At 46.6% G+C, this 25,289-nt stretch carries 25 protein-coding genes; 12 read left to right on the plus strand and 13 right to left on the minus strand.

Going from position 1 to position 25,289, the window contains the following annotated elements; all coding sequences use genetic code 11:
• The first annotated feature begins 23 nt into the window (after nt 1-23).
• On the plus strand, nt 24-1,394 hold the full coding sequence (locus tag DB398_RS07225) for an exonuclease domain-containing protein (protein ID WP_108423719.1): 1,371 nt from the start codon (nt 24-26) through the stop codon (nt 1,392-1,394).
• Nucleotides 1,395-1,405: 11 nt separating this feature from the next.
• Here the strand turns inward: DB398_RS07225 and DB398_RS07230 are convergent, their stop codons facing one another.
• Both DB398_RS07230 and DB398_RS07235 read right to left on the minus strand, forming a co-directional pair.
• Complete coding sequence (locus tag DB398_RS07230) at nt 1,406-2,182, minus strand: aldose epimerase family protein (RefSeq protein ID WP_108423720.1); 777 nt, start codon at nt 2,180-2,182, stop codon at nt 1,406-1,408.
• Between the two features lie 211 nt (nt 2,183-2,393).
• Nucleotides 2,394-3,635 (minus strand): ABC transporter permease, encoded by a 1,242-nt coding sequence (locus DB398_RS07235; protein WP_108423721.1) that lies wholly within the window; start codon nt 3,633-3,635, stop codon nt 2,394-2,396.
• A gap of 3 nt (nt 3,636-3,638) precedes the next feature.
• Between DB398_RS07235 and DB398_RS07240 the strand changes: the two genes are divergently transcribed.
• Nucleotides 3,639-4,865, plus strand: a complete 1,227-nt coding sequence (locus tag DB398_RS07240) for an exo-beta-N-acetylmuramidase NamZ family protein (RefSeq protein ID WP_108423722.1) — start codon at nt 3,639-3,641, stop codon at nt 4,863-4,865.
• Here DB398_RS07240 and DB398_RS07245 read toward each other — a convergent pair.
• The 3 genes from DB398_RS07245 to DB398_RS07255 are packed head-to-tail and all read right to left on the minus strand — an operon-like array spanning nt 4,862 to nt 6,609.
• Nucleotides 4,862-5,257 (minus strand): hypothetical protein, encoded by a 396-nt coding sequence (locus DB398_RS07245; protein ID WP_108423723.1) that lies wholly within the window; start codon nt 5,255-5,257, stop codon nt 4,862-4,864. The genes DB398_RS07240 and DB398_RS07245 overlap by 4 nt on opposite strands.
• Nucleotides 5,254-6,093, minus strand: a complete 840-nt coding sequence (locus DB398_RS07250) for a sterol desaturase family protein (RefSeq protein WP_108423724.1) — start codon at nt 6,091-6,093, stop codon at nt 5,254-5,256. The genes DB398_RS07245 and DB398_RS07250 overlap by 4 nt, the downstream gene beginning before the upstream one ends.
• Nucleotides 6,094-6,114: 21 nt before the next feature.
• Nucleotides 6,115-6,609, minus strand: coding sequence for a YkgJ family cysteine cluster protein (locus DB398_RS07255; protein ID WP_108423725.1), 495 nt, complete (start codon nt 6,607-6,609; stop codon nt 6,115-6,117).
• A gap of 74 nt (nt 6,610-6,683) precedes the next feature.
• Between DB398_RS07255 and DB398_RS07260 the strand changes: the two genes are divergently transcribed.
• Nucleotides 6,684-7,394 carry a class I SAM-dependent methyltransferase gene (locus tag DB398_RS07260; RefSeq protein ID WP_108423726.1) on the plus strand — a complete coding sequence of 237 codons (711 nt, stop codon included), beginning with the start codon at nt 6,684-6,686 and terminating at the stop codon, nt 7,392-7,394.
• Nucleotides 7,395-7,435: 41 nt separating this feature from the next.
• Nucleotides 7,436-8,263: a hypothetical protein gene (locus tag DB398_RS07265; protein ID WP_108423727.1), complete on the plus strand. Its 828-nt coding sequence runs from the start codon at nt 7,436-7,438 to the stop codon at nt 8,261-8,263.
• A 10-nt stretch (nt 8,264-8,273) separates the two neighbouring features.
• Here DB398_RS07265 and DB398_RS07270 read toward each other — a convergent pair whose 3' ends face one another.
• From DB398_RS07270 to DB398_RS07280, 3 genes are all read right to left on the minus strand, one after another.
• Complete coding sequence (locus tag DB398_RS07270; RefSeq protein ID WP_108423728.1) at nt 8,274-8,906, minus strand: 7-carboxy-7-deazaguanine synthase QueE; 633 nt, start codon at nt 8,904-8,906, stop codon at nt 8,274-8,276.
• A 47-nt stretch (nt 8,907-8,953) separates the two neighbouring features.
• Complete coding sequence (locus DB398_RS07275; protein ID WP_108423729.1) at nt 8,954-11,488, minus strand: T9SS type B sorting domain-containing protein; 2,535 nt, start codon at nt 11,486-11,488, stop codon at nt 8,954-8,956.
• A gap of 96 nt (nt 11,489-11,584) precedes the next feature.
• The gene (locus DB398_RS07280) at nt 11,585-12,037 is read right to left on the minus strand and encodes a RidA family protein (protein WP_108423730.1); all 453 of its coding nucleotides are present in this window, start codon (nt 12,035-12,037) and stop codon (nt 11,585-11,587) included.
• 56 nt (nt 12,038-12,093) lie between these two features.
• Here DB398_RS07280 and DB398_RS07285 point away from each other — a divergent pair, with 56 nt between their 5' ends.
• Both DB398_RS07285 and DB398_RS07290 read left to right on the plus strand, forming a co-directional pair.
• A complete protein-coding gene (locus DB398_RS07285; RefSeq protein WP_108423731.1) occupies nt 12,094-13,602 on the plus strand; it encodes a helicase HerA-like domain-containing protein in 1,509 nt (502 codons plus the stop codon).
• Nucleotides 13,603-13,607: 5 nt separating this feature from the next.
• Nucleotides 13,608-14,156, plus strand: coding sequence for a hypothetical protein (locus DB398_RS07290; protein WP_108423732.1), 549 nt, complete (start codon nt 13,608-13,610; stop codon nt 14,154-14,156).
• Nucleotides 14,157-14,177: 21 nt separating this feature from the next.
• Here DB398_RS07290 and DB398_RS07295 read toward each other — a convergent pair whose 3' ends face one another.
• Nucleotides 14,178-14,600: a winged helix-turn-helix transcriptional regulator gene (locus DB398_RS07295; RefSeq protein ID WP_108423855.1), complete on the minus strand. Its 423-nt coding sequence runs from the start codon at nt 14,598-14,600 to the stop codon at nt 14,178-14,180.
• Between the two features lie 98 nt (nt 14,601-14,698).
• Here DB398_RS07295 and DB398_RS07300 point away from each other — a divergent pair, with 98 nt between their 5' ends.
• On the plus strand, nt 14,699-15,538 hold the full coding sequence (locus DB398_RS07300; RefSeq protein WP_108423733.1) for an alpha/beta fold hydrolase: 840 nt from the start codon (nt 14,699-14,701) through the stop codon (nt 15,536-15,538).
• A gap of 32 nt (nt 15,539-15,570) precedes the next feature.
• On the plus strand, nt 15,571-15,993 hold the full coding sequence (locus DB398_RS18300; RefSeq protein ID WP_159076344.1) for a VOC family protein: 423 nt from the start codon (nt 15,571-15,573) through the stop codon (nt 15,991-15,993).
• Here the strand turns inward: DB398_RS18300 and DB398_RS07310 are convergent, their stop codons facing one another.
• On the minus strand, nt 15,994-16,620 hold the full coding sequence (locus DB398_RS07310) for a DUF2306 domain-containing protein (RefSeq protein ID WP_108423735.1): 627 nt from the start codon (nt 16,618-16,620) through the stop codon (nt 15,994-15,996).
• Nucleotides 16,621-16,739: 119 nt separating this feature from the next.
• Here DB398_RS07310 and DB398_RS07315 point away from each other — a divergent pair, with 119 nt between their 5' ends.
• Complete coding sequence (locus tag DB398_RS07315) at nt 16,740-16,898, plus strand: hypothetical protein (RefSeq protein ID WP_159076345.1); 159 nt, start codon at nt 16,740-16,742, stop codon at nt 16,896-16,898.
• On the opposite strand, the gene DB398_RS07320 is transcribed toward DB398_RS07315, so the two are convergent.
• From DB398_RS07320 to DB398_RS07330, 3 genes are all read right to left on the minus strand, one after another.
• The gene (locus tag DB398_RS07320) at nt 16,895-17,782 is read right to left on the minus strand and encodes a bifunctional 5,10-methylenetetrahydrofolate dehydrogenase/5,10-methenyltetrahydrofolate cyclohydrolase (protein WP_108423737.1); all 888 of its coding nucleotides are present in this window, start codon (nt 17,780-17,782) and stop codon (nt 16,895-16,897) included. The two genes, DB398_RS07315 and DB398_RS07320, sit on opposite strands and share 4 nt — an antisense overlap.
• 58 nt (nt 17,783-17,840) lie before the next feature.
• A complete protein-coding gene (ffh, locus tag DB398_RS07325) occupies nt 17,841-19,169 on the minus strand; it encodes a signal recognition particle protein (RefSeq protein WP_108423738.1) in 1,329 nt (442 codons plus the stop codon).
• Between the two features lie 103 nt (nt 19,170-19,272).
• Nucleotides 19,273-21,012, minus strand: coding sequence for a hypothetical protein (locus DB398_RS07330; RefSeq protein WP_108423739.1), 1,740 nt, complete (start codon nt 21,010-21,012; stop codon nt 19,273-19,275).
• Between the two features lie 114 nt (nt 21,013-21,126).
• Here DB398_RS07330 and DB398_RS07335 point away from each other — a divergent pair, with 114 nt between their 5' ends.
• The 3 genes from DB398_RS07335 (at nt 21,127) to DB398_RS07345 (ending at nt 25,212) form a co-directional block, all read left to right on the plus strand.
• Entirely contained in the window at nt 21,127-21,624 is a 498-nt protein-coding gene (locus DB398_RS07335; protein WP_108423740.1) for an RNA polymerase sigma factor, read from the plus strand.
• Between the two features lie 128 nt (nt 21,625-21,752).
• Entirely contained in the window at nt 21,753-22,667 is a 915-nt protein-coding gene (locus DB398_RS07340) for a FecR family protein (RefSeq protein WP_108423741.1), read from the plus strand.
• A complete protein-coding gene (locus DB398_RS07345; RefSeq protein WP_108423742.1) occupies nt 22,645-25,212 on the plus strand; it encodes a TonB-dependent receptor in 2,568 nt (855 codons plus the stop codon). The genes DB398_RS07340 and DB398_RS07345 overlap by 23 nt, the downstream gene beginning before the upstream one ends.
• Nucleotides 25,213-25,289 lie beyond the last annotated feature (77 nt).

Genomic DNA, 25,289 nt, shown 5'->3' on the forward strand with positions numbered 1-25,289 from the left:
AGGGTCGATTAGCACCTATCATTTTGTACACCATCATCGACATAGAGACCACGGGCAACGGTATCAAGGGCAACAAGATTACTGAAATCTCCATTTTCAAACACGATGGAAACCAGATTGTGGATGAGTTCACTTCCTTGGTGAACCCCCAATGCCCCATTCCGCATTTTATTACCGGCCTCACGGGCATCGATGACCAAATGGTGCAGGGTGCACCCACGTTTTCGGAAATAGCGGACAATGTTCTGAACCTAACGGAAAGCTGTGTCTTTGTGGCGCACTCCGTAAATTTTGACTATGGGGTGATCAAGGAAGAGTTCAGGCAGATTGGGATTGATTTTACAAGAAAAAAATTGTGTACGGTACGATTGTCCCGAAAACTCATCCCCGGATTGCGATCCTACAGCTTGGGAAAACTGTGCTCCGCCATCCAGATTCCGTTGGTGGACCGGCACAGGGCCCGGGGCGATGCCCATGCCACCGTGCTGCTCTTTCAAAAATTGAGGGCCCTTCCAGCTTCCGAAAGTGTCTTCAAACAATTTTTGAACGCCCGGAGCCAAGAGGCCACACTCCCTCCCCACCTGCCCAAATCCGTTTTTGAAAAGATCCCTGCCAAACCGGGCATCTATTATTTCAAAAACCAAGAAGGCAAGATCATTTACGTGGGAAAGGCCATCAACCTGAAAAAAAGGGTGCTCGGACACTTTTATGACAAAAGCGTGAAGGAAACCCAAATGTGCAGTGAAACGGCCGACATCGATTTTAAGCTTTCCGGCAACGAACTGGTCGCCCTGCTGATGGAATCCGCCGAGATCAAAAGACTCTTTCCCCCCTACAACCGTGCCCAAAAGCGCACAGTGCGGCAATATGCCATTTTTGCCTACGAGGACAGGAACGGTATTGTGCACTTGGCCTTCAATACCAGTAAAGGCGTTCCCAACCCGCTAAAGATTTTCTACAACCAGACCGATTGCAGGGCCTATTTGGAAGAACTGTGCAGAAATTTTGCGCTTTGCCCCAAGTATTGCCATTTGCAACAGACGAATGCCGCTTGCTCCCATCACCAGATCAACACCTGTGAAGGAATCTGCAGAGGGGAAGAAACCGTTGCATCCTACAATGAAAAAGTACAGGAAGCCATTGACCACATGAAGATGTTGGCTTCCGAAGTGAAGATCATCAAGGAAAAAGGCAGGGACGAAACTGAAAATGCCGTGGTGCTCATTTCGGACGGTCTGTATAAGGGGTATGGTTTTATCGACAGCGATGCGGACATCTCCTCTTTTGACGATATCGAGGCGTTCATCACCCCGCAAAAAAACACCGTCGAAACGGACAGCATCCTGGCCACCTATTTGTTGAAATATGCCAAGACCAACGTTTTGACCCCTTAAAATAAATCCTGTTACGCCTCTGGTTTCAAGCTGACTTTAAATGTTGCTGTTCCGTCCAAATGCAGGAAGCCTTCGTGCAGGCTCGATTGTTTCACGGTGTATGGATAAAACGAAATCGGTTCAATGCAGACCATATTGTCCACTTCGGTCCAGCACATAAAATGTCTAAAACCTTCGGTCTCCACGGTTATCTGCCTGCTATCCTGTAGTATGATGGAGCTACAGTCGGGCACCTGAAATGCTCTGTTTCCTACAGCGAGGACCTCATCCAAAGAGATTTCCCTACCCTTGGCCACGATCTTTGGGGAGCTGGAATGCAACTTGAAGGCGGGATGGTACCCCAACATGAAGGGCATTCCCTTTTCGCCCGATATCTGGAAGGCAATTTCCAACACATCGTCCTTCAATTGAAAGGATTTTTCAAAAACAAAATCGTAGGGCCAAGCCAATTGGGGCTCGGTGGATTTATCGGGGTACTTGGAATTGTTCACGGCCGTGCCTGCCTGGTATCGTTTTGCAAAGACTGCCGAAGTTTCGGTTTGTGATTCCAATCCGTAGGGCATTTGGCGCAATAATCCATGTTGATCCTGGACTGCCTCCCCTTTGGGTGTCCTTACCCTGAAATTGGCTTCGTTCACTGGGCCGATGATGGGGAACATCTCCGTATCGGAACTCCCCCAACCCGGACTCCCTTTTTGGTGGATGAACTCATGCCCATCGACCACAAAACTTACCAGTTCTCCTGCATCGATTCCGACTTTGACATGATTACTATTCAATGTGACCATTACTTCACTTCTATTTGGTTATTCAACAATTTTTTAATGACGAAAAAGTCATTTCGAGTGAAATTCCAGAGGAATTTTGTATCGAGAAATCAAAGATTTTGCACTTGAAATTCTGGTTCTCGATACAATTTTTCTTTCGAAAAATCACTCGAACTGACCAACTTCAATCGATATTCACTATTTCATGCATCGGTTCAAAACCGATAAACTTTTATTCAAACTGTATAGCCTTCACTGGAGTGATCTTGGTGATAATGTAGGACGGCACCAAGAGCATCAACAAACAAAGGAGCATCACCCCAACATTCAGTAGCAAAATGGTGGGCAGGTCGATGCTTATGGGGATGTATTCAATATAATATTCCTCGGGATTGGGGAACTTGAACAAACGATACCTGTCCTGAAGGAAAATGAACCCCAACCCTATGGCATTGCCCCAGAAAAGTCCAATGGCGATCAAATAGGCCGCATTGTAGAGGAACACCTTTCTGATGCTCCAATTTGCGGAACCCAACGCTTTTAGGATGCCGATCATTTGGGTACGTTCCAAGATCAGGACCAAAAGGGCCGTGATCATGTTGATGCCTCCCACGATGACCATGATCCCGATGATCAGGGCAATGTTGAAGTCGAAAAGGCCCAACCATTCAAAAATCCGATAGTATTTTGTTTGGATGTTCTGGGTGTCCAAGCTCGAAACCGTTTTGCCATAGATCTCGTTGCTCTTTTCCTCCAATTGGTCAAAATTCTCCAAAAAGACCTCAAAATTGCCAATCTGGTCCTCTTCCCACTTGTTCATACGTTGGATGTGGCGGATATCCACAAAGACATAGGTGGCATCGAACTCTTCAAAACCACTGTCATAGATCCCAACAATGCTAAACCTTCGGTTATTGGGTATCTGCGACGCATCGTCATCTTTCAGAAAAAAGGAAAAGAAGGTATCCCCTACGCCCAGTTGCAAGCGATTGGCCATTCTTTTGGAGACCAATACCTCATCGTTCAATTTTCCAGAATAGTCGGGCAATCTACCCTCCACAAGAAAATCCTGAAAGGCCGTCCAGTCATAATCGGTGCCCACTCCCTTGGCCAACATTCCCTCAAAAGTATCCTCGGTACGGATAATCCCACCTTTGGTGGCCACCGCTTGCACGTGGCTCACCCCTTCCACGTCCTTGAATGTGGGATAAAAATCCTGATGGATGGATATGGGCGAGACCGAAACCTCGGAAGTATTGTTGTCGTAGTTGGAAACTTGGATGTGCCCGTTGAAGGCTGCAATTTTCTCCCTGACCTTGTGTTTTAGGCCCACGCCGGTGGCAATGGCAATCAGCATCATGACCACGCCAATGGCAATCGCAGCGATTGCGATTTTTATAATAGGAGCGGAAATACTAATTTTATGTTCCTTCCCTGTAATCAGGCGCTTGGCAATAAACAATTCTAAATTCAACGAATGCCCATTTTATCTAAAGTCAAAAGTACAGTTTTATTATTGTTTTTGATCCTTTGCGCGTGCAAGGGCCAACAAAAACAGGACCCTATTGCTACAACCGAACCTATTTTGGAACCCGCACCGGAAATCATCGTGGCTGCCAACCGCACCGAGGCCTACCTTCCCTTGTTGCAAGGAAAGCGAGTGGGTGTCGTGGCCAACCCCACCAGCGTCGTGTTCCATGAAAATGGGCATACCCACTTGGTGGATTCCCTGCTTTCCCGTGATGTACAGGTGAAACAAGTATTTGCGCCCGAACATGGTTTTCGGGGCACCGCCGATGCCGGAGAGCATGTAAAGGACGGTGTGGATTCACAAACAGGTCTTCCCATTGTTTCATTGTACGGTAAAAACCGAAAGCCCTCCAAAACGCAATTGGAAGAATTGGATGTGGTGGTTTTCGATATCCAGGATGTGGGCGTGCGGTTCTACACCTATATTGCCACCTTGCAATTGGTGATGGAGGCCTGTGCGGAAAACGGAACCTCCATTATTGTTTTGGATAGGCCCAACCCGAACGGACATTACGTGGATGGCCCCACCATGATGAAAGAACACGCAGGCTATCTTGGCCTGAACCCGATACCGTTGGTGTATGGCATGACCATGGGTGAATATGCCCAGATGCTGAATGGCGAGGGGTGGTTGGAAAACGGCCTAAAGGCCGATCTGACTGTGGTTCATTTGGAGAACTATACCCATGCTTCCGAATACCATTTGCCCATTCGGCCCTCTCCCAACCTACCCAGCGATGCCTCCATCACCCTCTATCCCAGTCTGGGACTTTTTGAAGGCACCAACGTGAATGCAGGTCGCGGTACCGAATTTCAGTTCCAGCGTTATGGGGCCTCCTTTATGGATAGCACCCAGTATGATTTCAAATATGTACCGGAACCCAACTTCGGTTCCAAAACCCCGAAAGAGGAAGGCAAGACCTGTTATGGCAAGGACCTTTCCCAAACACCACGAATGAACGAAGTGACCATGGAATGGGTCATTGATGCTTACCAAAACACCGTGGATAAAACGAAATTCTTTTTAACGGATGGATTCACCAAACACGCAGGCACTCCCTTATTGCAAAAACAGATTGAACAAGGGATGACGAATGCAGAGATCAAGGCCACTTGGCAAGATGATCTGGAAAAATTCAAAAAAATCAGGGATAAGTATTTGATTTATAATTAATTATCAGAATTTCGATGGAGATAAATTAAATTTCCCAACAGCCTTTCCTCCTTCAAAACAAGTTCGTCGTGAGTGAGTTTTTTAATTGTATAAATAAAATGAGATATCCGAAGTGTATCCTGTTTTAGTGAATAAAGAGTATCTAATTCTTCAATCCAATTAATACGTTTTACTTTGCTATTTTTATAGAAGACCAAATCAAGTTTGACTTTAAACGGTTCACCACTCAACGTAATCGAGCTTCCATCATCTCCTTCTAGAGTTGTTTCTTTATAAGCCGTCCATGACCCTAAGATATTGCCTTCTAAATTTTTTTGCCCAAAGCTTTTAAAATAAAAGCAAACAGCTATGATAACTAGGTAAAAATCTTTTCGCATCTTGAAAACCTTCATCTTTTGAATTCTTCAGTAGTCGGTCTCCGATATTTATGAAATGGCTGTTTTAAAAGTCCTTTGATGCTGCTGTTCTCTTTTTCGTCCGGGAACGTATCCACTCCATAGACAATGTCCTTCACGTCCAACGTCATGTAGGTCCCAAAAAGTCGGTCCCAAATAGAGAAAATATTGCCATAATTGGAATCGGTGTAGGGCAACTGATAATGATGGTGCACTTTGTGCATGTCGGGACTCACCACAAACCAACTGATGGCATTGTCCACCTTTTTGGGCAAACGGATATTGGCGTGGTTAAACTGCGAGAACACCACGGAAAGACTCTGGTAGAGCATGATGATGCCGATGGGCGCACCGACGATCAAAACACCTGCCAAGGTAAAGGTATATCGGATCAGGCTTTCCAGCGGATGGTGCCGATTGGCCGTGGTGGTGTCCACATTATGATCGGAGTGGTGCACCAAATGGACCATCCAAAGCGGCTTTACCTTATGCTCTACCCAATGTGCGGCGTAGGCACCAATTAGGTCCAAGAGCATGACCCCCAAGACCACATAGAGCCACAAGGGCATTTCGGGCAACCAGTTGATGATCCCAAACTGGTTTTCCACCGCCCAATCCGAGGATTTCAGCAAGAGAAACGCCAACGGAAAGTTGACGATAATGGTGGTCAATGTGAAAAAGAAATTGGGAACGGAATGCCTCCATTTTTTATAGGGTACATTGAACAAGGGTACAATTCCTTCCAAAACCCAGAAAAAAATGATCCCACCCACCAGGATCAAGCTTCGGTGCGAGGATGGGATGGTCTCAAAATAGGATATGATCTGCTCCATACCCCCAAATATAAAAAATCGTCAAATTTTTATGCTTTTTTTCATCGCTTCCACAATGTTAAAAGCTGCAGGGCATATGGCAACGTTCTTCAGCGTGAGATTACTGATCTGCTGGAACTTTTTGCGGTCGGTATGTGGAAATTCGCGACAGGCCTTTGGCCTTACCTCATAAATGGAGCAGTAATTGTCCGCTCCCAAGAAAGTGCAGGGAACTTCTTGGAGCACATGGTCGTTCTCTTCGTCGATCCTCAAGTATCGATCTATGAACTGGGAGGGTTTCATCCGAAAATGCTTCGCAATGCGTTCAATATCGGCATTGGTGAACAATGGCCCTGTGGTTTTACAACAATTGGCACAAGTGAGGCAGTCCGTCCGCCTAAACTCTTCTTCATGCAGTTCCTGCATTACATAGTCAAGGTCCTTGGGCGGCTTTTTTTTCAGCTTCGCAAAAAACTTCTTGTTCTCTGCCTGCTTTTCCCTCGCTCTTTGGGGCAATTCTTCCAAAAATTCGTCCATAACACCACAAACTTATCCATTTTAAACCTTTCCAAACAATTAAAGTCAGACCTTTGCAGAAACTTTTCCGACCCATGGCAGATGTTTTTGGCAAGGCGTTGATGGACTTTCAACACGGCAAATACACCGAGGACATAAAAACCTATTCCTCTTTGGATGAAGAGGACGTGATTCCCATACCCTATCTGTTCCGCAATTTTGACGAGATGCCCAAAATGGAGCAAAAAGCCCTGCAAATGGCCCGTGGAAAGGTGCTGGACATTGGTTGCGGGACCGGGAGCCACTCCCTCTATCTCCAGGACAAAGGTCTGGACGTTACCGCTCTGGACAACTCGGAGGGGTGTATCTCGGTGTGCAGGGAACGTGGCATAACCAACACGGTGAAAAGCCCTATCTTGGAGTATGGCAACGATACGTTCGACACCATCCTTTTGCTGATGAACGGGATTGGATTGGCAGGCACTTTGGATCAATTGGATGTTTTTTTACCGCATTTGGCCTCATTATTGCGGCCCAATGGACAAATCCTATTGGACAGTAGCGACATCATCTATATGTTCGATCAAGATGAAGATGGGGGCTACTGGATTCCTGACAATGGTGGGTATTATGGCGAAGTTAACTTTACCATGGAATACAAGGGATTGAAAAGTGAGCCTTTTGACTGGGTCTATGTGGATTTCAACACCCTGCAAAATGCATGTTTGGCAAACCATATTACTTGTGAGCTCATCATGGAAGGTGAACATTATGATTACTTGGCCAAACTTACTGTGGCACCATAATAGTTTCCGCCAACGAACGTTTTAATCTTATATTCAAGATCATGAAAAAGAAAATTGCCCTTTATCCCATTCTCTCTTTGATGCTCTTTTTAGGCTGTTCCAAGGATTCCGGAAATGACTCAGATTCCAACCCGACCCCAAACAGGTCTGCCAACTTATTGGCGACCGGGGCTTCTGCCAATGATATTTTGGCCAATGGTTCGTTTGACAAACTTCTTATCGAAATAGGCTACGTCAGCGGTTTTCAACCCACTGTAGATGGCATCGACACTCTTGAGGAATTCATCAGGGCCAGGACTTTTAAGGAAGATGTGGAATTCAGGTACACCCCGCTCTCTTCACCTGGTGAGGAAACCCTTACCCTCAATGAGGTAGCTGAGCTGGAAAGGGACAATAGGACGGCCTATAACGATGGCAGTACTTTGGCCATTTATATTTATTTCGCCGATGCCCCTTCCGATTCAGACGATGAAAGTGAGGACTTGGTCACTTTGGGTGCCGTGTATCGCAATACGTCCATGATCATCTACGAATCCACCGTAAGGGATTTGGCCAACAGAAGTGTGTCCATTTCCGTTGCCGATTTGGAAGCGGCCACTCTCAACCATGAATTTGGGCATTTATTGGGCCTTGTCAACCTAGGCACCGACCCTGTCCACCCCGAACATGAGGATACCCAAATTGGTGACAATGACGAGGAAACGGGCAACAACCACTGCAATGTGGATGGTTGTCTGATGCTTGCCGAACTTCAATTTGGAGGTCCCATGGTCAAATCCATGCTGAGCAATGTTTCCCGAGGATTGGCCTCGGTGCCCCAATTGGATGCCGAATGCCTACTGGACCTTCAGAACAACGGGGGACGTTAAGCACTTCGTATTAAGGAATGTTCAGATACTTGTGGGTCTGTAGGGAAACCTTCCATTTGGGATTTTTCATGACGTAGTCCACAATCAAGGGAACCATCTTGTCCCGAACGCTCCATTCCGGCTGCAGATAGAGAATACAGTTTTCGCCCACTTCGGCCGCCTGTTCCTCCGCGAATATGAAATCGTGCTTGTTGTAGACAATCACTTTGAGTTCATCCGCTTTTTTGGAGATATCACCCACGGGCAATTTGTTCTTTTTTGGGGAAAGACAGATCCAATCCCAAACCCCGGTCAATGGGTAGGCCCCAGAAGTCTCAATATGGGTCTTCATTCCTTTTTCCTTAAGACCTTGGGTCAAAGGTCCCATATCCCAGGTCAAGGGCTCACCACCCGTTATGACAATGGTATCCGAGTGTTTTTTTGCATTGGCAATGATACTGTCAATGGAGGTCGGTGGATGTGTCTCCGCATCCCAGCTTTCCTTCACGTCACACCAATGGCAGCCTACATCGCAGCCACCAACCCGGATAAAATAAGCGGCCGTCCCTTTATGGAACCCTTCCCCTTGAATGGTATAAAATTCTTCCATCAAGGGAAGCATCAGCCCCTTGTCCACCAATACCATCACGTTTTCTTCTACCATGGCGCAAAGATAATGCTAAGTATTTGCAATATGGTGCAACTTGGCCATTATTGCTTCAAGGTAAAATGTCCTTGTTTTCGATGTACCGCTCCATGAACATCCAGCAGTTCCATAACGTACCAATAATCGGATGGCGGCAAAGGTTTACCGTCATATAACCCGTTCCAACCTTCGACCATTGGATCTCTTTGGGCAAGCAACTTTCCATAACGGTCATAAATGTAAAATGCCCCACTCTGATAAAATTCCTCCGTGACCCCCAAAACGTTCAACCGATCATTGACATTGTCATTGTTTGGGGTAAAGAATTTTGGCACGCCCGTGACCCCAACTCGGATCATATCGGAACCACAGCCATTCACATCCATGACATAGAGGGTATAAAGCCCAGGTTCCAAATCGGTAAAAACACCTTCCTGCTGCATGTCACCAAACGGGCCTTCCAATGAAAATACATAGGTTCCCAGACCCAGTTGCTCATCTTGGTGCAAAACGGTTATGGTGCCCGCTTCCCCATCATCCTCGACGCGCACATGTTGGGGCAATATGTTGGGAGGTCCAGATTCCTGGACTTCAAAATGTATAGGTTCCGATGCACATCCATGCTCTGAGATGGCCGTAATACTATAGGAACCTTGTTGTGAAATGGTATCGGCATTGTCATTTCCTATAGGTTGACCATTGGCATCATACCATTCGTATTGATACTCCCCATCCGCGCCAAAGGGTTGCACCGTTACACTATCACCTGTACAGAAAACATAGTTTTCTTCCATCTGAAAGAATGGGATTGGATGGACTGTCAACAACAAATGCTGCCCAACCCCATAACAGGTCCCCGACTGCTCATCCTCCACACGGACATACACAAGTTCGGAATATGGTGTTGTGTTGGAATGGGCACTCGTTGCGACGATTTTGTTTCGATTCAAATAGGCATCGTCCTCATTTTGGTAAAAGGAAATGGATAGATCTTGACCATTGGGAAACTGCGAAAGAATGGCTCCGGCCGCTTCCTCCAAATCGAATGAAGTTATGCCATCTACCATACCCTGGTCGCAGGATTCCAGTTCAAACTGATAGTCCTGGGGCAGTGAGGTCGTTGTCACATCCAAAAACAAACTGCCTACCGAATAGCAATAGTCGCCCGAACCTTCGCCCCTAAAATAAAGTGCATTGGCTGTGCTATTGTTGAAAAGCGTTGCGGTCTGTGGGTTCACATTGTTTTCGGCATCACTTTCGGACAAATGGAATGTGATGTCCAAATTGACATGGTCCGGTCCGATGAGATACACATATTGGGTAAGGTCGAAATCCATGAAGCCATCGAGCACTCCATCAGAATCACAATTGGTGATGGTAAAGCCATCATTGATGGACGGTCTCTGTTTCACAATCGCCTCCACGGCCACTCTTTCCCCTGTCAGGCATCCATCATAGGAAGCCAAGGCATAAAAAGTGGTGTTTTGGGTCAACCACGGGGTCTGGAATGTCGTGCCAGTTCCCAGGGGAACACCACCATCTTCCGTATCGAACCACAAAATGTCGCCCATGCTCGCTTCGGCCTGTAAAGTCAGTTCTCCCGGTCCACAAATAGTGTCGGGGGTGACTTCCAGTATTTTGGGCGTGCTTATTTTGGTGCTGGCCGAAAGTGTCAGGGTTGGGTCTCCCGGAAGTCCCCCATATTCCACAATATACCCCTTGGGCTGAAAGTCCCCCATAGTGTCCCCGGTAATGGCCAAATCGTTCCAAGAACCTGTTATGCCAACCCCAGGAGCTGTGATATGGGCATAATCCTCATCTCCCAAATTATTGGGCTCCATGGTGTTCCAAAAAGCAAAGTTGGGACTGCTCCCATTATAGTCCCCGTTCCAGAAAATCTGTCCTTGCTCAGGACCTGTCATCCACCTCCAGACTCCTTCTGTCTGCTCATCTGAACCTCCGATCCATCCTGTTCCCGCAGCTTGCTCCCCCGTAAGTTGGGCCTCTGCATCCGAGGTTATGGTGGCCAAATATCCCTGTAAACCAAAAAAAGTCCTGTTCCCTGCAGCAGTCCTGGCATCGTCCCATCGTATGCCCAGTGCGGGCACATACTCATAGTAATGTTCCGTTTCCGGCAAATAGTTGGCACTCCCAATGGTGAGCGAAAAATATTTTTCATCAACCGGTGCCTCCGCAGTGCTCACAAAAACGATGTCCTGCACAGCCGCTATCAAATCAGAATAGGAAACTGCCGCGCCAGAGGGTCCCCTTACGGTCAGTTTTCCTTCTTGGGCATCCCATGCCGTAGTGACCGACGGATGGTTGTTCGTGAGTTGCAGTTGATCGTACGCTCTCTCATAGCCCGTGGAAATTTGGACATAAAACGCATCGATTTCAGTATCATCCGGATCAATAATATTGAAAGAAGAGACAATTGGAATGGAGGTTTGCGGGCAATAGACCTGATCACCGGTCGCAGTTACTTCCGGGGCCACATTATTTTGAGCCTGCACCATGGAGAGCAATGGGAACAAGAAAGCAATGATGGCGAACAACCTTGCTTTTCGCATGTGCATCTTAAAAAAATGTATTCCTTGCATGGACCTCAGCTTCTGCCTTGAAGTTGACAAAGTAAGACAAAGGTTCCAATTTTACCAGTCAATTGCTCCATATCTTCGACCATACACCTCTAACAATCACTTTACTGCAATAACATCGATCTCAATTTTTCCATTGGCCGCAATACCACTTGCCGCAAAGGTGGTCCTTGCGGGTTTGTTCGTGAAATACTTGGCATAGACTTCATTGAAAGCTGCAAAATCATCCATACTGGCCAAGATTACGGTACATTTGACCACATTTTTCAGTCCCAATCCGTGTTGGGCCAATACAGCCTCAATGTTTTTAATGGTCTGTTCCGTTTCGGCCTGTATCCCTCCTTCGACCACGGTACGACTGGAATGGTCCATCCCAATCTGTCCTGCCAAAAAGAACAGGTTTCCGGCCTGTACCACATCACTGAAAGGAGCAGTCTGCTTTTTGGGTTCGTGCGATGGATGAAAAATGATCTCGGTGTTTTCCTGGGCATAGGTTGTACCCAATAATCCACTTCCTAAAACTACCAGCAGTATATGTTGAAAAGGTTTCATGATCTCACTTTTAGTTTTGCTTAAAATTACCCTATTTTTATCGGAAATTGAGCAGCATGGGCAACAAAGAAAAATTCTTTGCAGAGATAGAACAGGGCTATGCCATGAAAGGGGATTACATTACCCTAGGTGCTGGCATGCTGGATGGCGAGGCCATCACCAATGCCTTGATCAAGGTTCCCTTAAAAACCCTTAACCGACATGGCCTGATTGCCGGGGCCACGGGTACGGGAAAGACCAAGACCCTGCAGGTGTTGGCCGAAAATCTATCGGACAAGGGTATTCCCGTGCTGCTCATGGACCTCAAAGGAGATCTCAGCGGCATTGCCCAACCCGGTCCGGGACATCCTAAAATTGATGAGCGACACCAGAAAATCGGGATTCCTTTTGAGTCCAAAAGTTTTCCTGTGGAGATTTTGTCCCTTTCCGAACAAGGAGGCGTTCGCTTGAGGGCCACAGTTTCAGAATTTGGACCTGTACTCTTGTCCAGGATCCTAGATCTTTCAGAGACCCAAGAAGGCATAGTGGCCGTGGTGTTCAAATATTGTGATGACCACAAATTACCGTTACTGGACCTGAAAGATTTTAAAAAGGTGCTGCAATATGCGACCGAAGAGGGCAAGGACGAATTCCAATCGGCCTATGGGCGCATCTCCACCAGTTCCACAGGTACCATCCTGAGAAAAATCATTGAACTGGAACAGCAAGGAGCCGACCTGTTCTTTGGAGAAAAATCCTTTGAGGTAGACGACTTGGTCCGAATCGACGAAAAAGGAAGAGGATACATCAACATCATCCGATTGACGGACATTCAGGACCGTCCCAAACTGTTCTCTACGTTCATGTTGAGCCTATTGGCCGAAATTTATGCCACCTTTCCCGAACAAGGGGACAGTGACAGACCGGAACTGGTGCTTTTCATCGATGAGGCCCACCTCATATTCGACAATGCGTCCAAAGCGCTTTTGGACCAAATTGAAAGCATTGTAAAACTGATCCGTTCCAAAGGAATAGGGCTCTATTTTGTGACCCAGAACCCAACCGACGTTCCAGATGACGTATTGGCCCAATTGGGATTGAAGGTACAGCACGCGCTTCGTGCATTCACCGCCAAGGACCGAAAAGCCATCAAACTGACGGCACAGAACTATCCCATTACCGAGTTCTATGATACCGCAGAGGTACTCACCTCCCTTGGGACGGGGGAAGCCTTGGTCTCCGTATTGGACGAAAAGGGCAGGCCCACCCCGCTGGCCGCTACGCTAATGCGGGCTCCCATGAGCCGAATGGACATCTTGACCGATGATGAGCTCAAAAATGTGTTGGACCAATCCAGATTGATCAAAAAATACAATGAGGAAATAGACCGCGAAAGCGCCTACGAGATCCTCAATGAAAAAATTGAAAAGGCCGAAAAAGAAGCCGAAAAAGAAAAAGAACAACGTCCCACCAGCAGGTCTTCATCTACTAGACGAAGCACCCGAATGAACCCTGTGGTCAAAGTTTTGACCAGCGCCACTTTTATCAGGGGGGTTTTGGGCGTGTTAAAAAAAGTGATGCGATAATTTTTATGAAAAGAACAACAAAAGTACTGGTGTTGATGCTAGGTATGGCATCGATTCAATCCTGTCAAAAAGATACCACATTCCTCATTACCGAAAACAGTGTGGGGCCGTTGTCACAAACCACCAAAGTAAGTGAACTGGAATCGGTCTTTGCCCAAGATTCCATTGTTCAGGACACTACGGCCATAAAACTGGGCGACTCCAACAAGAAGATAGAGGTGTTTGAAAAAGGGGGCAAGCACCTTCTCACCCTGACCCCTAGTTCGGATAGCATCCCGACCATTGAAAATGTTCGGGTCATGGACCCTCGTTATGTTTCCGAAAACGGCATTGGCCTCCAGAGCACTTTCAAGGATATTGAAAAAGCATACAAGTTCAAGAAAATAGTGACCACTTTGAACAGCATCGTGATTTTCCCAAAGGGAAGCAACCTGTATTTTACCATCGACAAACAGGAACTGCCCTCTGGACTCAGGTACACTACCTCCACCATTGAAGCGGTGCAGATCCCTGATGATGCCAAGATCAAATATTTGATGTTGGGGTGGGAATAAAAACCTGGCCTTAGAGACTATTTATTCCAACCCATATCTCTTGCGATTCGCCAAGACTTTGGGACTGTTGTCATGCATCCATTCGGCCAGGTCCAAGAGTTTTTCCACATACGACCGTCCAAATTCGGTCAGGTTGTACTCGACCCTTATGGGCACTTCCGGATAGGCCTTTCGCTCGATATAACCATCGGCTTCCAGCACTTTCAAACGTTGGCTCAGCACCTTATTGGAGATGCCATATACATATTTCTTGAGCTTATTGAACCGGAGGACAGAAAAATAGCCCAGCCAAAGAAGTATCAAAATGCTCCACTGGTCCGATGCCACGGACATCACATCCCTTACCGGACAAAGTTCGGGCGGGTTTCTGTAATCGATGTGACCGAACATTTTTTCCAATTTTTTAACGGTCCTAACTTTCTGATTTTCAACAATAGTTTCCATTCCCATACCTAGTTTTGCAACAGTGACTTCTTTTTTGTTCAAAAATGAATCTGTACATTTAGTATCAAATACAGAGTAAGTTACAAAAAGAAACCTTAATGAAAAAACTGCTCAACAAGATAATGCCACTGGCCTACGGGCAATACTACAACACCTATTCCTTGGTCGCTCCCAAAAAAGTGGCCAACCATGCGTTCCATTTGTTCTGTACCGTACGGAAAGGTCGTGTGCTGCCCCAGCAGGCCGAATATCTGGAGAAGGCCAAGTTGACGGTGGAAAATGTGGCCGATCATGAACTACAGGTCTATCATTGGCCGGGAAAGAAGGAAACCGTTCTCCTCGTCCATGGTTGGGAGAGCAATACCTTCCGTTGGCGCAACCTCATCAAGAAACTTCAAGAGGCCGACTTTAACATTATTGCCTTCGATGCCCCTTCGCATGGTCACTCTTCGGGAAATTATCTGTATGTACCCCTGTATGAGGAAGCGGTGGACCACATGGTCAAAAAGTATGCTCCAAAACACCTCATCGGTCACTCTGTAGGAGGCATGACCATCATGTACAACCAATACAAAAATCCCTGTAGCAATGTAGAAAAAATGGTCACCATTGGTTCCCCCTCGGAGTTTTACGAGATCATGGAGCATTTCCAGAACATCTTGAAATTCAATGACCGGGTGATGGGCCACTTGGATGCGTATGTGATGGATCGGTTTGGTTTTAGGATCCGTGAATTTTCCACTTCCAATTTTGCGAAGTCCATCAACAAAAAAGGCCTGCTTTTCCATGATCGATTGGATGCGATTACCCCCTACCATGCCTCCGTTCAGGTAAATTCCAACTGGAAGGGCAGTTCGTTGGTGAGCACGGAAGGGCTGGGCCACTCCATGCACCAAGACGATGTGAACGATCAGATCATCTCTTTTTTGGAAGCCTGAAAAAGTTGTCCTACTTTTCAGAAAAATTTTCCATGCAGAACGTAACTCCTTTTCACGTGGCCATTCCCGTGCACAATCTGGATGAGTGCAGGACTTTTTATAGGGAAATCCTTGAATGCGAGGAAGGCCGGAGCAGTGACCATTGGGTAGATTTCAACTTGTTTGGGCACCAACTCGTCATCCACTACAAACCAAAATCCGAGGAGGAACTCCACACCAATCCCGTGGATGGGAAAAATGTGCCTGTTCCGCACTATGGTGTGGTCTTGCCTTGGGACGTTTTCCAATCCTTTTCCAAAAAACTGGAAAACAAGGGCATTGCCTTTGTGATTGAGCCTTACATTCGGTTCAAAGGGGAAGTTGGGGAGCAGGCCACCATGTTCTTTTTGGACCCCGCTGGGAATGCCTTGGAATTCAAGGCATTTAAAGATATGGGACAATTGTTTGCCAAATAATCAGGCCAAAGTGAGTCCTTTTCTACGCACCCAAAGATGGGCAAATACGATATTGGGCACCCAACAGAGCCAGGCCACAATTTTATAGGCCAACAAAAATTCCCCTAAAACAATGGTAAGCAAGGGCAACCAGATCCGAAGGGTAACCGCTGCAAAACATGCTGCATAGCTATAGACCATCATCCCTTGATGAAGGGAAATATCCTTTTTTCGTATGGCGAGATATGCCCTGATGGTCGTGAACAACCAAACGATTCCCAAACTGATAAACCCTAAGGATGGGACAAATCCGCCCGAGGCATAAAAACCTATATACACCCCACAAATCCCACTTATCACAGCGGACAGAACATAGATTTTTCCCAAATTTCTGTGGAGTTCCAGTTTTTTGGTCCTGAGTTTTCTGCTGAACTGGGACCAACCCGTCAAAAGGGCCATTCCACCAAATACAATATGCCCGTAAAAGCCGATTCTCCAGAGCATATTGGCCGATATTTCCTTGGATTTTCCCTGCAAAAGGCCAAATTCTTCTGCCGAAAAGAAGTACATCAACGGATAGAGCCCTATCCCTATGGCCAAAATGGCAAATACGGCCCAAGCTGTTTTGTTCCTGACGGATCCAGCCATAACGTTATGATTTATAGTGAGGTAAGTTATCGATTATTTGATAACAAAAACAAGATTCTGCAACGGAATTCGTTATCATGTACAGAACAGGCCACAATGCCATCCCAAATGTTACCTTTATGAAAACAATTCTACTTTTGATCACCGTGCTATTTTCTTCCATGGCACTATCCAGTTGCACCAACGATGAAGGTGAGACCGAATTTGACCGCATTACCCCAGAAGAGGAGCAACAGGCTGCCTTAGCGAAAACAGAACAAAAGGAACAGGTACATTAAGCCTGTTTGGACTTGTGCCTTTCCCTGGCCAATAGCGTGTTTTGGAGGAGCATGGCAATGGTCATGGGCCCCACTCCGCCCGGAACAGGGGTAATATAGGATGCTTTTTTGCTGACATTTTCAAAATCGACATCCCCGGTGATGTAGTATCCTTTTTCATGGGTATCATCGGGCACACGGGTAATGCCCACATCGATGATGGTGACCCCCTCCTTCACCATATCTTCCTTTAGGAAGTTGGGGACTCCCAATGCCGATACCACAATATCCGCCTGAAGAGTCAGTGCCTTGAGGTCCTTGGTTCTGCTGTGGGTAAGGGTGACCGTGGAGTCGGCCGCCTGTCCTTTTTGGCTCATCAAAATACTGATAGGTCTCCCCACAATATGGCTCCTACCGATCACCACAGTGTGCTTTCCCGAAGTTTCCACATTGTACCTACGCAATAGTTCCATAATACCGAAGGGCGTGGCAGGGATAAAGGATTCCATATCAAGGGCCATCTTACCAAAATTGGTGGGATGGAACCCATCCACATCCTTATCGGGATCTACGGCAAGCAGTACTTTTTGTTCATCGATGTGCTTGGGCAATGGCAATTGCACAATGTACCCATCAATGTCAGGATTGGCATTCAAGTCAGCCACTTGCTTCAGCAGGGCTTCTTCTGTAGTATCTTCTGGCAGATGGATCAGGGTGGATTCGAAACCTATCTTTTTGCAGGACCGCACCTTGCTGCCCACATAGGTGAGACTGGCCCCGTCGTTGCCGACAAGAACTGCGGCCAAGTGGGGAACCTTCTCCCCTCTTTCCTTCATTTGAGCTACCTCAACGGCAATCTCATCTTTGATTTGGTTGGATATTTTTTTTCCGTCAAGGATTTCCATACTGGTTATTTGGTTTTGATCATTTTCAACTTGAGCAACTTCTGACTTCTGACTAAAGTTATCTCATGTTCTGCATCATCTGCATCATCTTTTTGCCCCCACCGCCTTGCATCATCTTCATCATTTTGCTCATTTGATCGAACTGTTTTAGGAGCTGGTTCACTTCCTGGACGGAGGTACCACTACCGGCTGCGATGCGTTTTTTGCGGCTTGCGTCCAATTTGGAAGGTGTGGAACGCTCATCTGGGGTCATGGAATGGATGATGGCCTCAATGTGCTTGAAGGCATCGTCGTCTATATCGAGACCTTTCAGTGCTTTCCCAGCACCGGGAATCATCCCCATCAGGTCCTTCATGCTTCCCATTTTCTTGATCTGTTGTATCTGGCTCAAGAAATCGTCAAAGCCGAACTTGTTCTTGGCGATCTTCTTTTGGATCTTACGCGCCTGTTCTTCATCAAACTGTTCTTGGGCGCGCTCCACCAACGAGACCACGTCACCCATTCCCAATATCCGATCGGCCATCCTTGAAGGGTGGAAGACATCAATGGCCTCCATTTTCTCCCCTGTTCCGATGAACTTGATGGGCTTATCCACCACAGATTTGATGGAAATGGCCGCACCACCTCGGGTATCACCATCGAGCTTGGTCAAGATGACCCCGTCAAAATTGAGGACGTCGTTGAAGGCCTTGGCCGTGATCACGGCATCTTGACCTGTCATGGAATCCACCACAAAAAGGGTCTCTTGGGGCTGTATGGCCTTGTGGATGTTGGCAATCTCGGTCATCATCTGCTCATCCACGGCCAAACGACCTGCGGTATCGATGATCACCACATTGCAGCCCAAGCTTTTGGCCTGTGCCACACCTGCCTTGGTAATGGCCACGGGATCGTTGTTTTCCCTATCGGAATAGACCTCTACACCAATTTGTTCTCCGACCACGTGCAATTGGTCGATAGCCGCCGGACGGTACACGTCACAGGCAACCAAAAGAGGCTTTTTGTTTTTCTTGCTTTTAAGGTAATTGGCGAGTTTCCCGGAAAAGGTGGTCTTACCCGACCCTTGGAGACCGGACATCAGGATCACGGAGGGGTTTCCGGAGAGGTTCACATCCTCTGCATCGCCCCCCATCAGTTCGGTGAGTTCGTCCTTTACGATCTTCACCATGAGCTGACCGGGCTGTAACGTGGTCAACACGTTCTGTCCCAGTGCCTTTTCCTTTACTTTATTGGTAAAATCCTTTGCAATCTTGAAGTTGACGTCGGCATCCAAAAGGGCCCTTCGCACTTCCTTCAGGGTTTCCGCAACATTGATCTCGGTTATCTGCCCATGCCCTTTGAGGACGTGGAGCGCCTTGTCCAGTTTTTCGCTTAAATTATCGAACATAAGTTCTTGTGTTTTAAAGGAGCGACAAATTTAAGAATAATAAAAATGAAAAGGACGGCTTTGGGGATGGCCGTCCTCTAAAAAAAGAATTGGGGAAAAATTTTTAAGGTTTTTCGAACACCAAGGTCTTCAAATTACCTTCTTCACTATCATCTTTGAGTTCTATTCGAGTGGATGTGATGGAAACCACTTTCCAATCATCAGTCAGTTCCAACAAATCTCCATCGGTTTCAAAATTGAGGTAGCACTTCAGGCCCTCCTCTGAATCCCTGACCACCCTCCATAGTCCAGTTTCGATGGGATCTTGGTTCAAGGAGACCTCCACTTGGTACATCGAGGAGAAATCGAAATCCATTCCAGCAAACGATGTGGTCAAGTCCACTTCGGCTTCTTTGTAGAGTGCAATGTTCCATGGTCCATCCATGGCAATGTTCCTGATTTCGACCACATCGCCATCATCTGCATTGTCGTTGCAGACACGGAGCAGTGTCATTTCATGGTCAGTGCCAGGCACTTCAAATTTCAAGCGGGTATCCGTCAGTTCCCGCAGAGGCCATTCAAAACTGACCCCCGGCTCAGTACCCATAGTGATCATGAGGGCCAATTGGAGCTGACTGCTGAGGCCGATTTCCCAAGTTCCTTCTGATACTTCCACGCCATTGCTCAACGTCACGGTACCATCTGCCATAAACTGGAATCCATAGCCCAAAAGCCTTCTGACTTCCTCACCATCGTTCTTCACCTTTTTGATGACCCATTCACATTCGTTTAAAATGGCCCTGAGGGTGTTTGGGTCGATTTCTTCTACTGGATCTACATCACATCGTTTTTTGAGGATGATCCTGTTTCCTCCATCTTTGTATAATTTGATGACCCCAGGCTCCAATTCATATACATCCCATGTCATGGAAAAATCCACCAAGGCACTGAATTCCAATGTCAACTGCACACCGTTGTTCGTGCTTTGGGAAGTCCAGGTGCCTGTTAATGGTGCACTGACGCCTCCTCCGATCACCACGGTACCATCTTGGGAAAAGGTCATGATGGACTCAAAATACTGGTCCGTACTGTCCAGATTCTCCCGAAGTACTTCCCGCACTTCCAATTGACAGGCCAATAGAAAGGCATCGAGGATTTCCTTGTTGAGGGCATTGCGGTCACATTCATTACCGGCGATGCTGAGGGCCATGTGCAAATCTTCATTGTTCTCAACAATGATTTCGCTGCCATCACTTTTCTTTAGCGTGATGGGAAAACTGATGCTGACCAATTGGTCGTCCTCCAATTCCGAGAAGAACCTTCTCATTTGCAGATCACTTTCCACAACAACCTCTCCGGTCATTTGATTGTCGACATTGAAGGTAAAAAGCGCTATGGGGTATACAAAATCTATACATTTAATATGGTCCTCCACACTACTTTCCACACATTCCCCGGCAAGCTCTAGGAGTTGCTCCTGGTTTTCCACAACAATTTCGCTATGGTTGGAAAGGGTGATGGTGACCGGAAAACTGATTTCCAAAGCACCATTGTCCAGCCCTGCGAGGGTCACTTTGATGCTCTGAAGATCTTCCATGGAAGTAATGGTGATGGCCGCAGCACCGTTGATACTTACGGTATAGGGAAAATTTATGGCAAAACAGCTTGACTCATCCACAACATCGTCATAGGAGCCATCAAATGCAGTGGTCTTTTCAATCAAACTTGCTGTGGCGGAATTGGCTTGGATGGTCTGTTCCTCATTGCCTCCGTTGACATCCTCAAACTCGTCTTGACAAGATGAGAAAAGGGAAACAATCCCTATAAAGGCAACATACACTATCTTTTTCACAAAACTTTTCATAACTATTTGAACTTTGGGGTTATAATTCAACTTTAGAACAACTCTTCCTAAAAAAACCCTACTTTGGCTCCATAATTTTCAAATATATTTGAACCGAGAAACAATTCTTTCCCTATGGACAATGTTTGCGAAGATCGTATATTCAGTTCCATTTTCAAGACACATTCCAAAACGGTCTTCAACTATATCTATTATAAGTTCGGGAACGAGGAGAAGGCCAACGATGCCGTCCAAGAGGCTTTCGTAAAGTTATGGGAGAACTGTGCCAAGGTGAGTCCCGAAAAGGCAAAATCGTTTGTCTATACCGTGGCCAACAATCTCTATCTGAATGTGATCAAAGCCGAAAAGGTCCGGATTAAGTATGCGGATAAAGGAAATGACCGATCCCACGAGTCACCCGAATTTTTGATGGAGGAAAAACAATACAAGGAAAAACTGGAAAAAGCACTGGATGCCCTTCCGGAAAACCAACGTACCACCTTTCTGCTCAACCGGATAGATGGAAAAAAGTATGCGGAAATTGCCGAGATGGAAGGTGTCAGCGTAAAGGCCATTGAAAAGAGGATGCATTTGGCCCTGAAAAGCCTGCGGGAACAGATTGATGGAATTTGACCCCATGACCTGAAAACCAAAGAGAAGAGACCAAAAACAAAAGATTGGAATTTGGGATTTACTGTTTGGAAATTAAAAAGTAGGGTATTGTATAAGTTAGTTGTTGTAATAAGGTAAAGCATAGACCCATGCAAGAAAATTATTTGGCAAAATGGCTGAGCGGTGAACTATCCGCGGAAGAACTTGCGGAATTCAAAAAATCCGACGAGTATGCTTCCTATGTCAAATTGATGGAGGTTTCCGGCACCATGGAAGCCCCCGATTTTGATGTGGACGGCGCACTGCAACGCATCAAGGATGAGCGCATCGGGAATGCACCAAAGGTCATTGCCCTGAACCCTTTCAAGAAATTTCTACGGGTCGCCGCCGTTATCGCCGTGCTCATGGTGGGTTCTTATCTGTATTTGAACACCTTGGATGAATCCGTCACCACAGATTTTGCCGAACGTTCCGAAGTGATCCTTCCCGATAACTCGGAAATTTTCCTCAATGCCGGTTCCCAAGTATCCTTCAGCGAGAAGAAATGGGACCAAAAAAGGGATGTCTCCCTAAAGGGTGAGGCTTTCTTCAAAGTGGCCAAGGGAAAAAAATTCACCGTGTCCACCGAACATGGAACCGTTGCCGTTCTGGGCACCCAGTTCAATGTGGAAAACAGAAAGGGCTTTTTTGAAGTGACCTGTTATGAAGGTCTCGTGAGCGTCACCCACAACAACACAGAGACAAAATTGCCCGCAGGGACTTCCTTTGTGGTCATCGATGGAAAAATCATAGATTCCACAAAACCCAACGGAACCCGACCTGCGTGGATGGGCAACGAAAGTAGCTTTGAACGCATTCCATTGCAATATGTCCTGGCCGAATTGGAAAGACAGTTCAACATCAAGGTAAAGACCAAAAATGTAAACACTGAACTCTTGTTTACCGGCACTTTCAACAACACAAATCTAGAAATGGCGTTAAAAAGTATAAGTACCCCGTCTCAAATCCAATACAAAATAGAAGGCGACAACGTACTTTTTTATGCTGGGAACACTCTTCAATAAGCATTCGGGCCTCTTTCTTGCCCTTTTGTTTTTCCTGTTCCATTCCACACATGCGCAGGAAGAGCAACAATCTCTTATTGACCTTGTTTCCTATATCAAAAGTCTGGAAGGCCGTTTCAACATAAAGTTTTCGTACATCAATGAGGATATGGAAGGTCTATCCATCGACCCGCCTGAAAACCTTGGTGAACTTGATGACATCTTGGATTTCATCCAATCCCAATTCCAGATAAAAGCAGAAAAACTGAGCGACCGCTACTACACGCTCACCAAAAGTTCATTGGTGGATGTGTGCGGCACTGTACTGGACAATTTTGCCGAAAACACCATCCCTGGGGCCACCGTGGAAATCCTGGGAACGGACATCGCCCAAATATCGGATACCGATGGTGTGTTCAACCTGAGGCAGGTGCCCAGAAAAGCATCACTCAAGATCCGATATTTGGGATACCTCACCAAGTACATCAGTGTGGAAGAGCTCTTGCGCCAAGGCGAATGCCCCAAAATTCTTTTGGGCCAACACTATGAGGAACTGGATGAAGTGATTGTCTACAAGTTTCTTACCGCGGGCATCATCAAGGAAAAGGATGCAAGCATAAGCCTGAACACCTCAGAATTCGGCATCCTTCCCGGGCTTATCGAACCCGACGTACTACAAACCGTTCAGGCCCTTCCCGGGATCAAAAGTATAGACGAGACGGTCTCCGACATCAATGTAAGGGGCGGCACCAACGACCAGAACCTCATTCTCTGGAATGGCATCAAAATGTACCAATCCGGACATTTTTTTGGGTTGATTTCTGCCTTTAACCCCTACCTGACCGATAAAGTGACCATTTATAAAAATGGCACCCCTGCGGCTTTTGGGGACGGGGTCAGCAGCGTGATCCAAATGGAAACCAGCGACCACATAGCCAACACATGGACGGGCGGGGCCGGCTTCAACCTCATCAATGGCGACATGTATACCGAAGTTCCCATCAGCGAAAAACTGGGATTCCAATTTTCAGCAAGGCGCTCGATGACCGATTTCTTGAGCACCCCCGCCTACAAACAATTTTTTGACCGTGCCTTTCAGGACAGCGAGATCACGGACGGAAACAACAATACCGTGGACGATGAAATCACCCGCGAAGAGGACTTTTTCTTCTACGATTTTGGAGGCAAGCTCCTTTATGACATCAACGACAGGCACAAGGTCAGGTTGAGTTTGATCAACATCAAGAACAACCTAAAATATGTGGAGCGCAACGTGACCGACAATGAAAGGACCGTCAGCCTATTGAAACAGGACAACCTTTCGGTCGGCGGACAGTTTCAAAGCCAATGGTCCGACAGGTTTTCTTCCCATCTGAACATCTATTACTCCCGCTATAACCTGGATGCCCAAAACGTTTTTGGAAACCAAGTGCAATTGCTGTTCCAGAACAATCGGGTCACGGAAAACGCCTTGAAGCTGAGTACGGACTATGTGGTCAGTGAGCATTTGGATTGGAACAATGGCTACCAATATATAGAAACAGGGATCACCAATGCCACAGAGCTCAACGAGCCGGAGTTCAGTAGTAACATCAAAGGGGTTATCCGGATCCATGCCCCTTTTTCACAGTTGAACTATGCATCTTCCGACAATAGGTTCATGGCCAAAGTGGGCGCACGGTTCAATTTTATTGAAAACCTGAATACTTTTTCCAAGGTCTTGATAGAGCCAAGGGTCAACCTGAACGTTAAACTGGCCAACTACTTGAGAGCAGAGATTTTGGGGGAGTTCAAGAGCCAGACCACCAATCAGGTCGTGGATCTGGAGCAAAATTTTTTAGGAGTGGAAAAACGCAGATGGGTATTATCCAATGACACCACACTTCCCGTGACCAAGAGCAAGCAAGGCTCCGCCGGCATCAATTATGAAAAGAACAACTTTTATGTGGGTGTGGAAGGTTTCTACAAAAATGTGGACGGCATCAGCACCAACACACAAGGATTCCAGAATCCAAATCAATTTTCCGGGGAGATAGGCAGTTATCAGGTCAAAGGCATCGAATTCCTCATCAACAAGAAGAGTGATCGGTTCAGTACTTGGTTGAGTTATTCCTTCAACAAGAACGACTACACTTTTGATTCCATAGTGCCCCAAAAATTCCCCAACAATCTGGACATCCGCCACACGCTCACATTTGCCGGGGCCTATACCTATAAAAATCTGAAGTTGAGCGTAGGGGTGAACTATCGCACAGGCAAACCATTTACGGAACCCTTGGACGGCGACGATGCCCTCGACAATAATTTCTCTCCGGCACGCATCAATTACAAGCCACCGAACAGCAGCCGATTGCCGGAATATTTCAGGGCAGATGCCTCGGCTATTTATAGCTTTAAACTGGGTTCGGGCATCAATGCCAATGCCGGTCTCTCTTTATTGAACATGACCAACCGGAAGAACAGTCTGAACAAATACTATCGCGTGAACCAGAGTGATGAAATAGAGGCCGTGGAAAATCTTTCCTTGGGCATTACCCCTAATTTCAGTTTTCGGGTGAGTTTTTAATTTTCCCTATATTCAAGGTATCAATCTCCCCGGTTCAGTACCCTGAACCACCCCTCTTACGAAAGAGGGGAGCTTTT

The sequence above is a fragment of the Flagellimonas amoyensis genome (assembly GCF_003058265.1).
Classification (GTDB): Bacteria; Bacteroidota; Bacteroidia; order Flavobacteriales; family Flavobacteriaceae; genus Flagellimonas; species Flagellimonas amoyensis.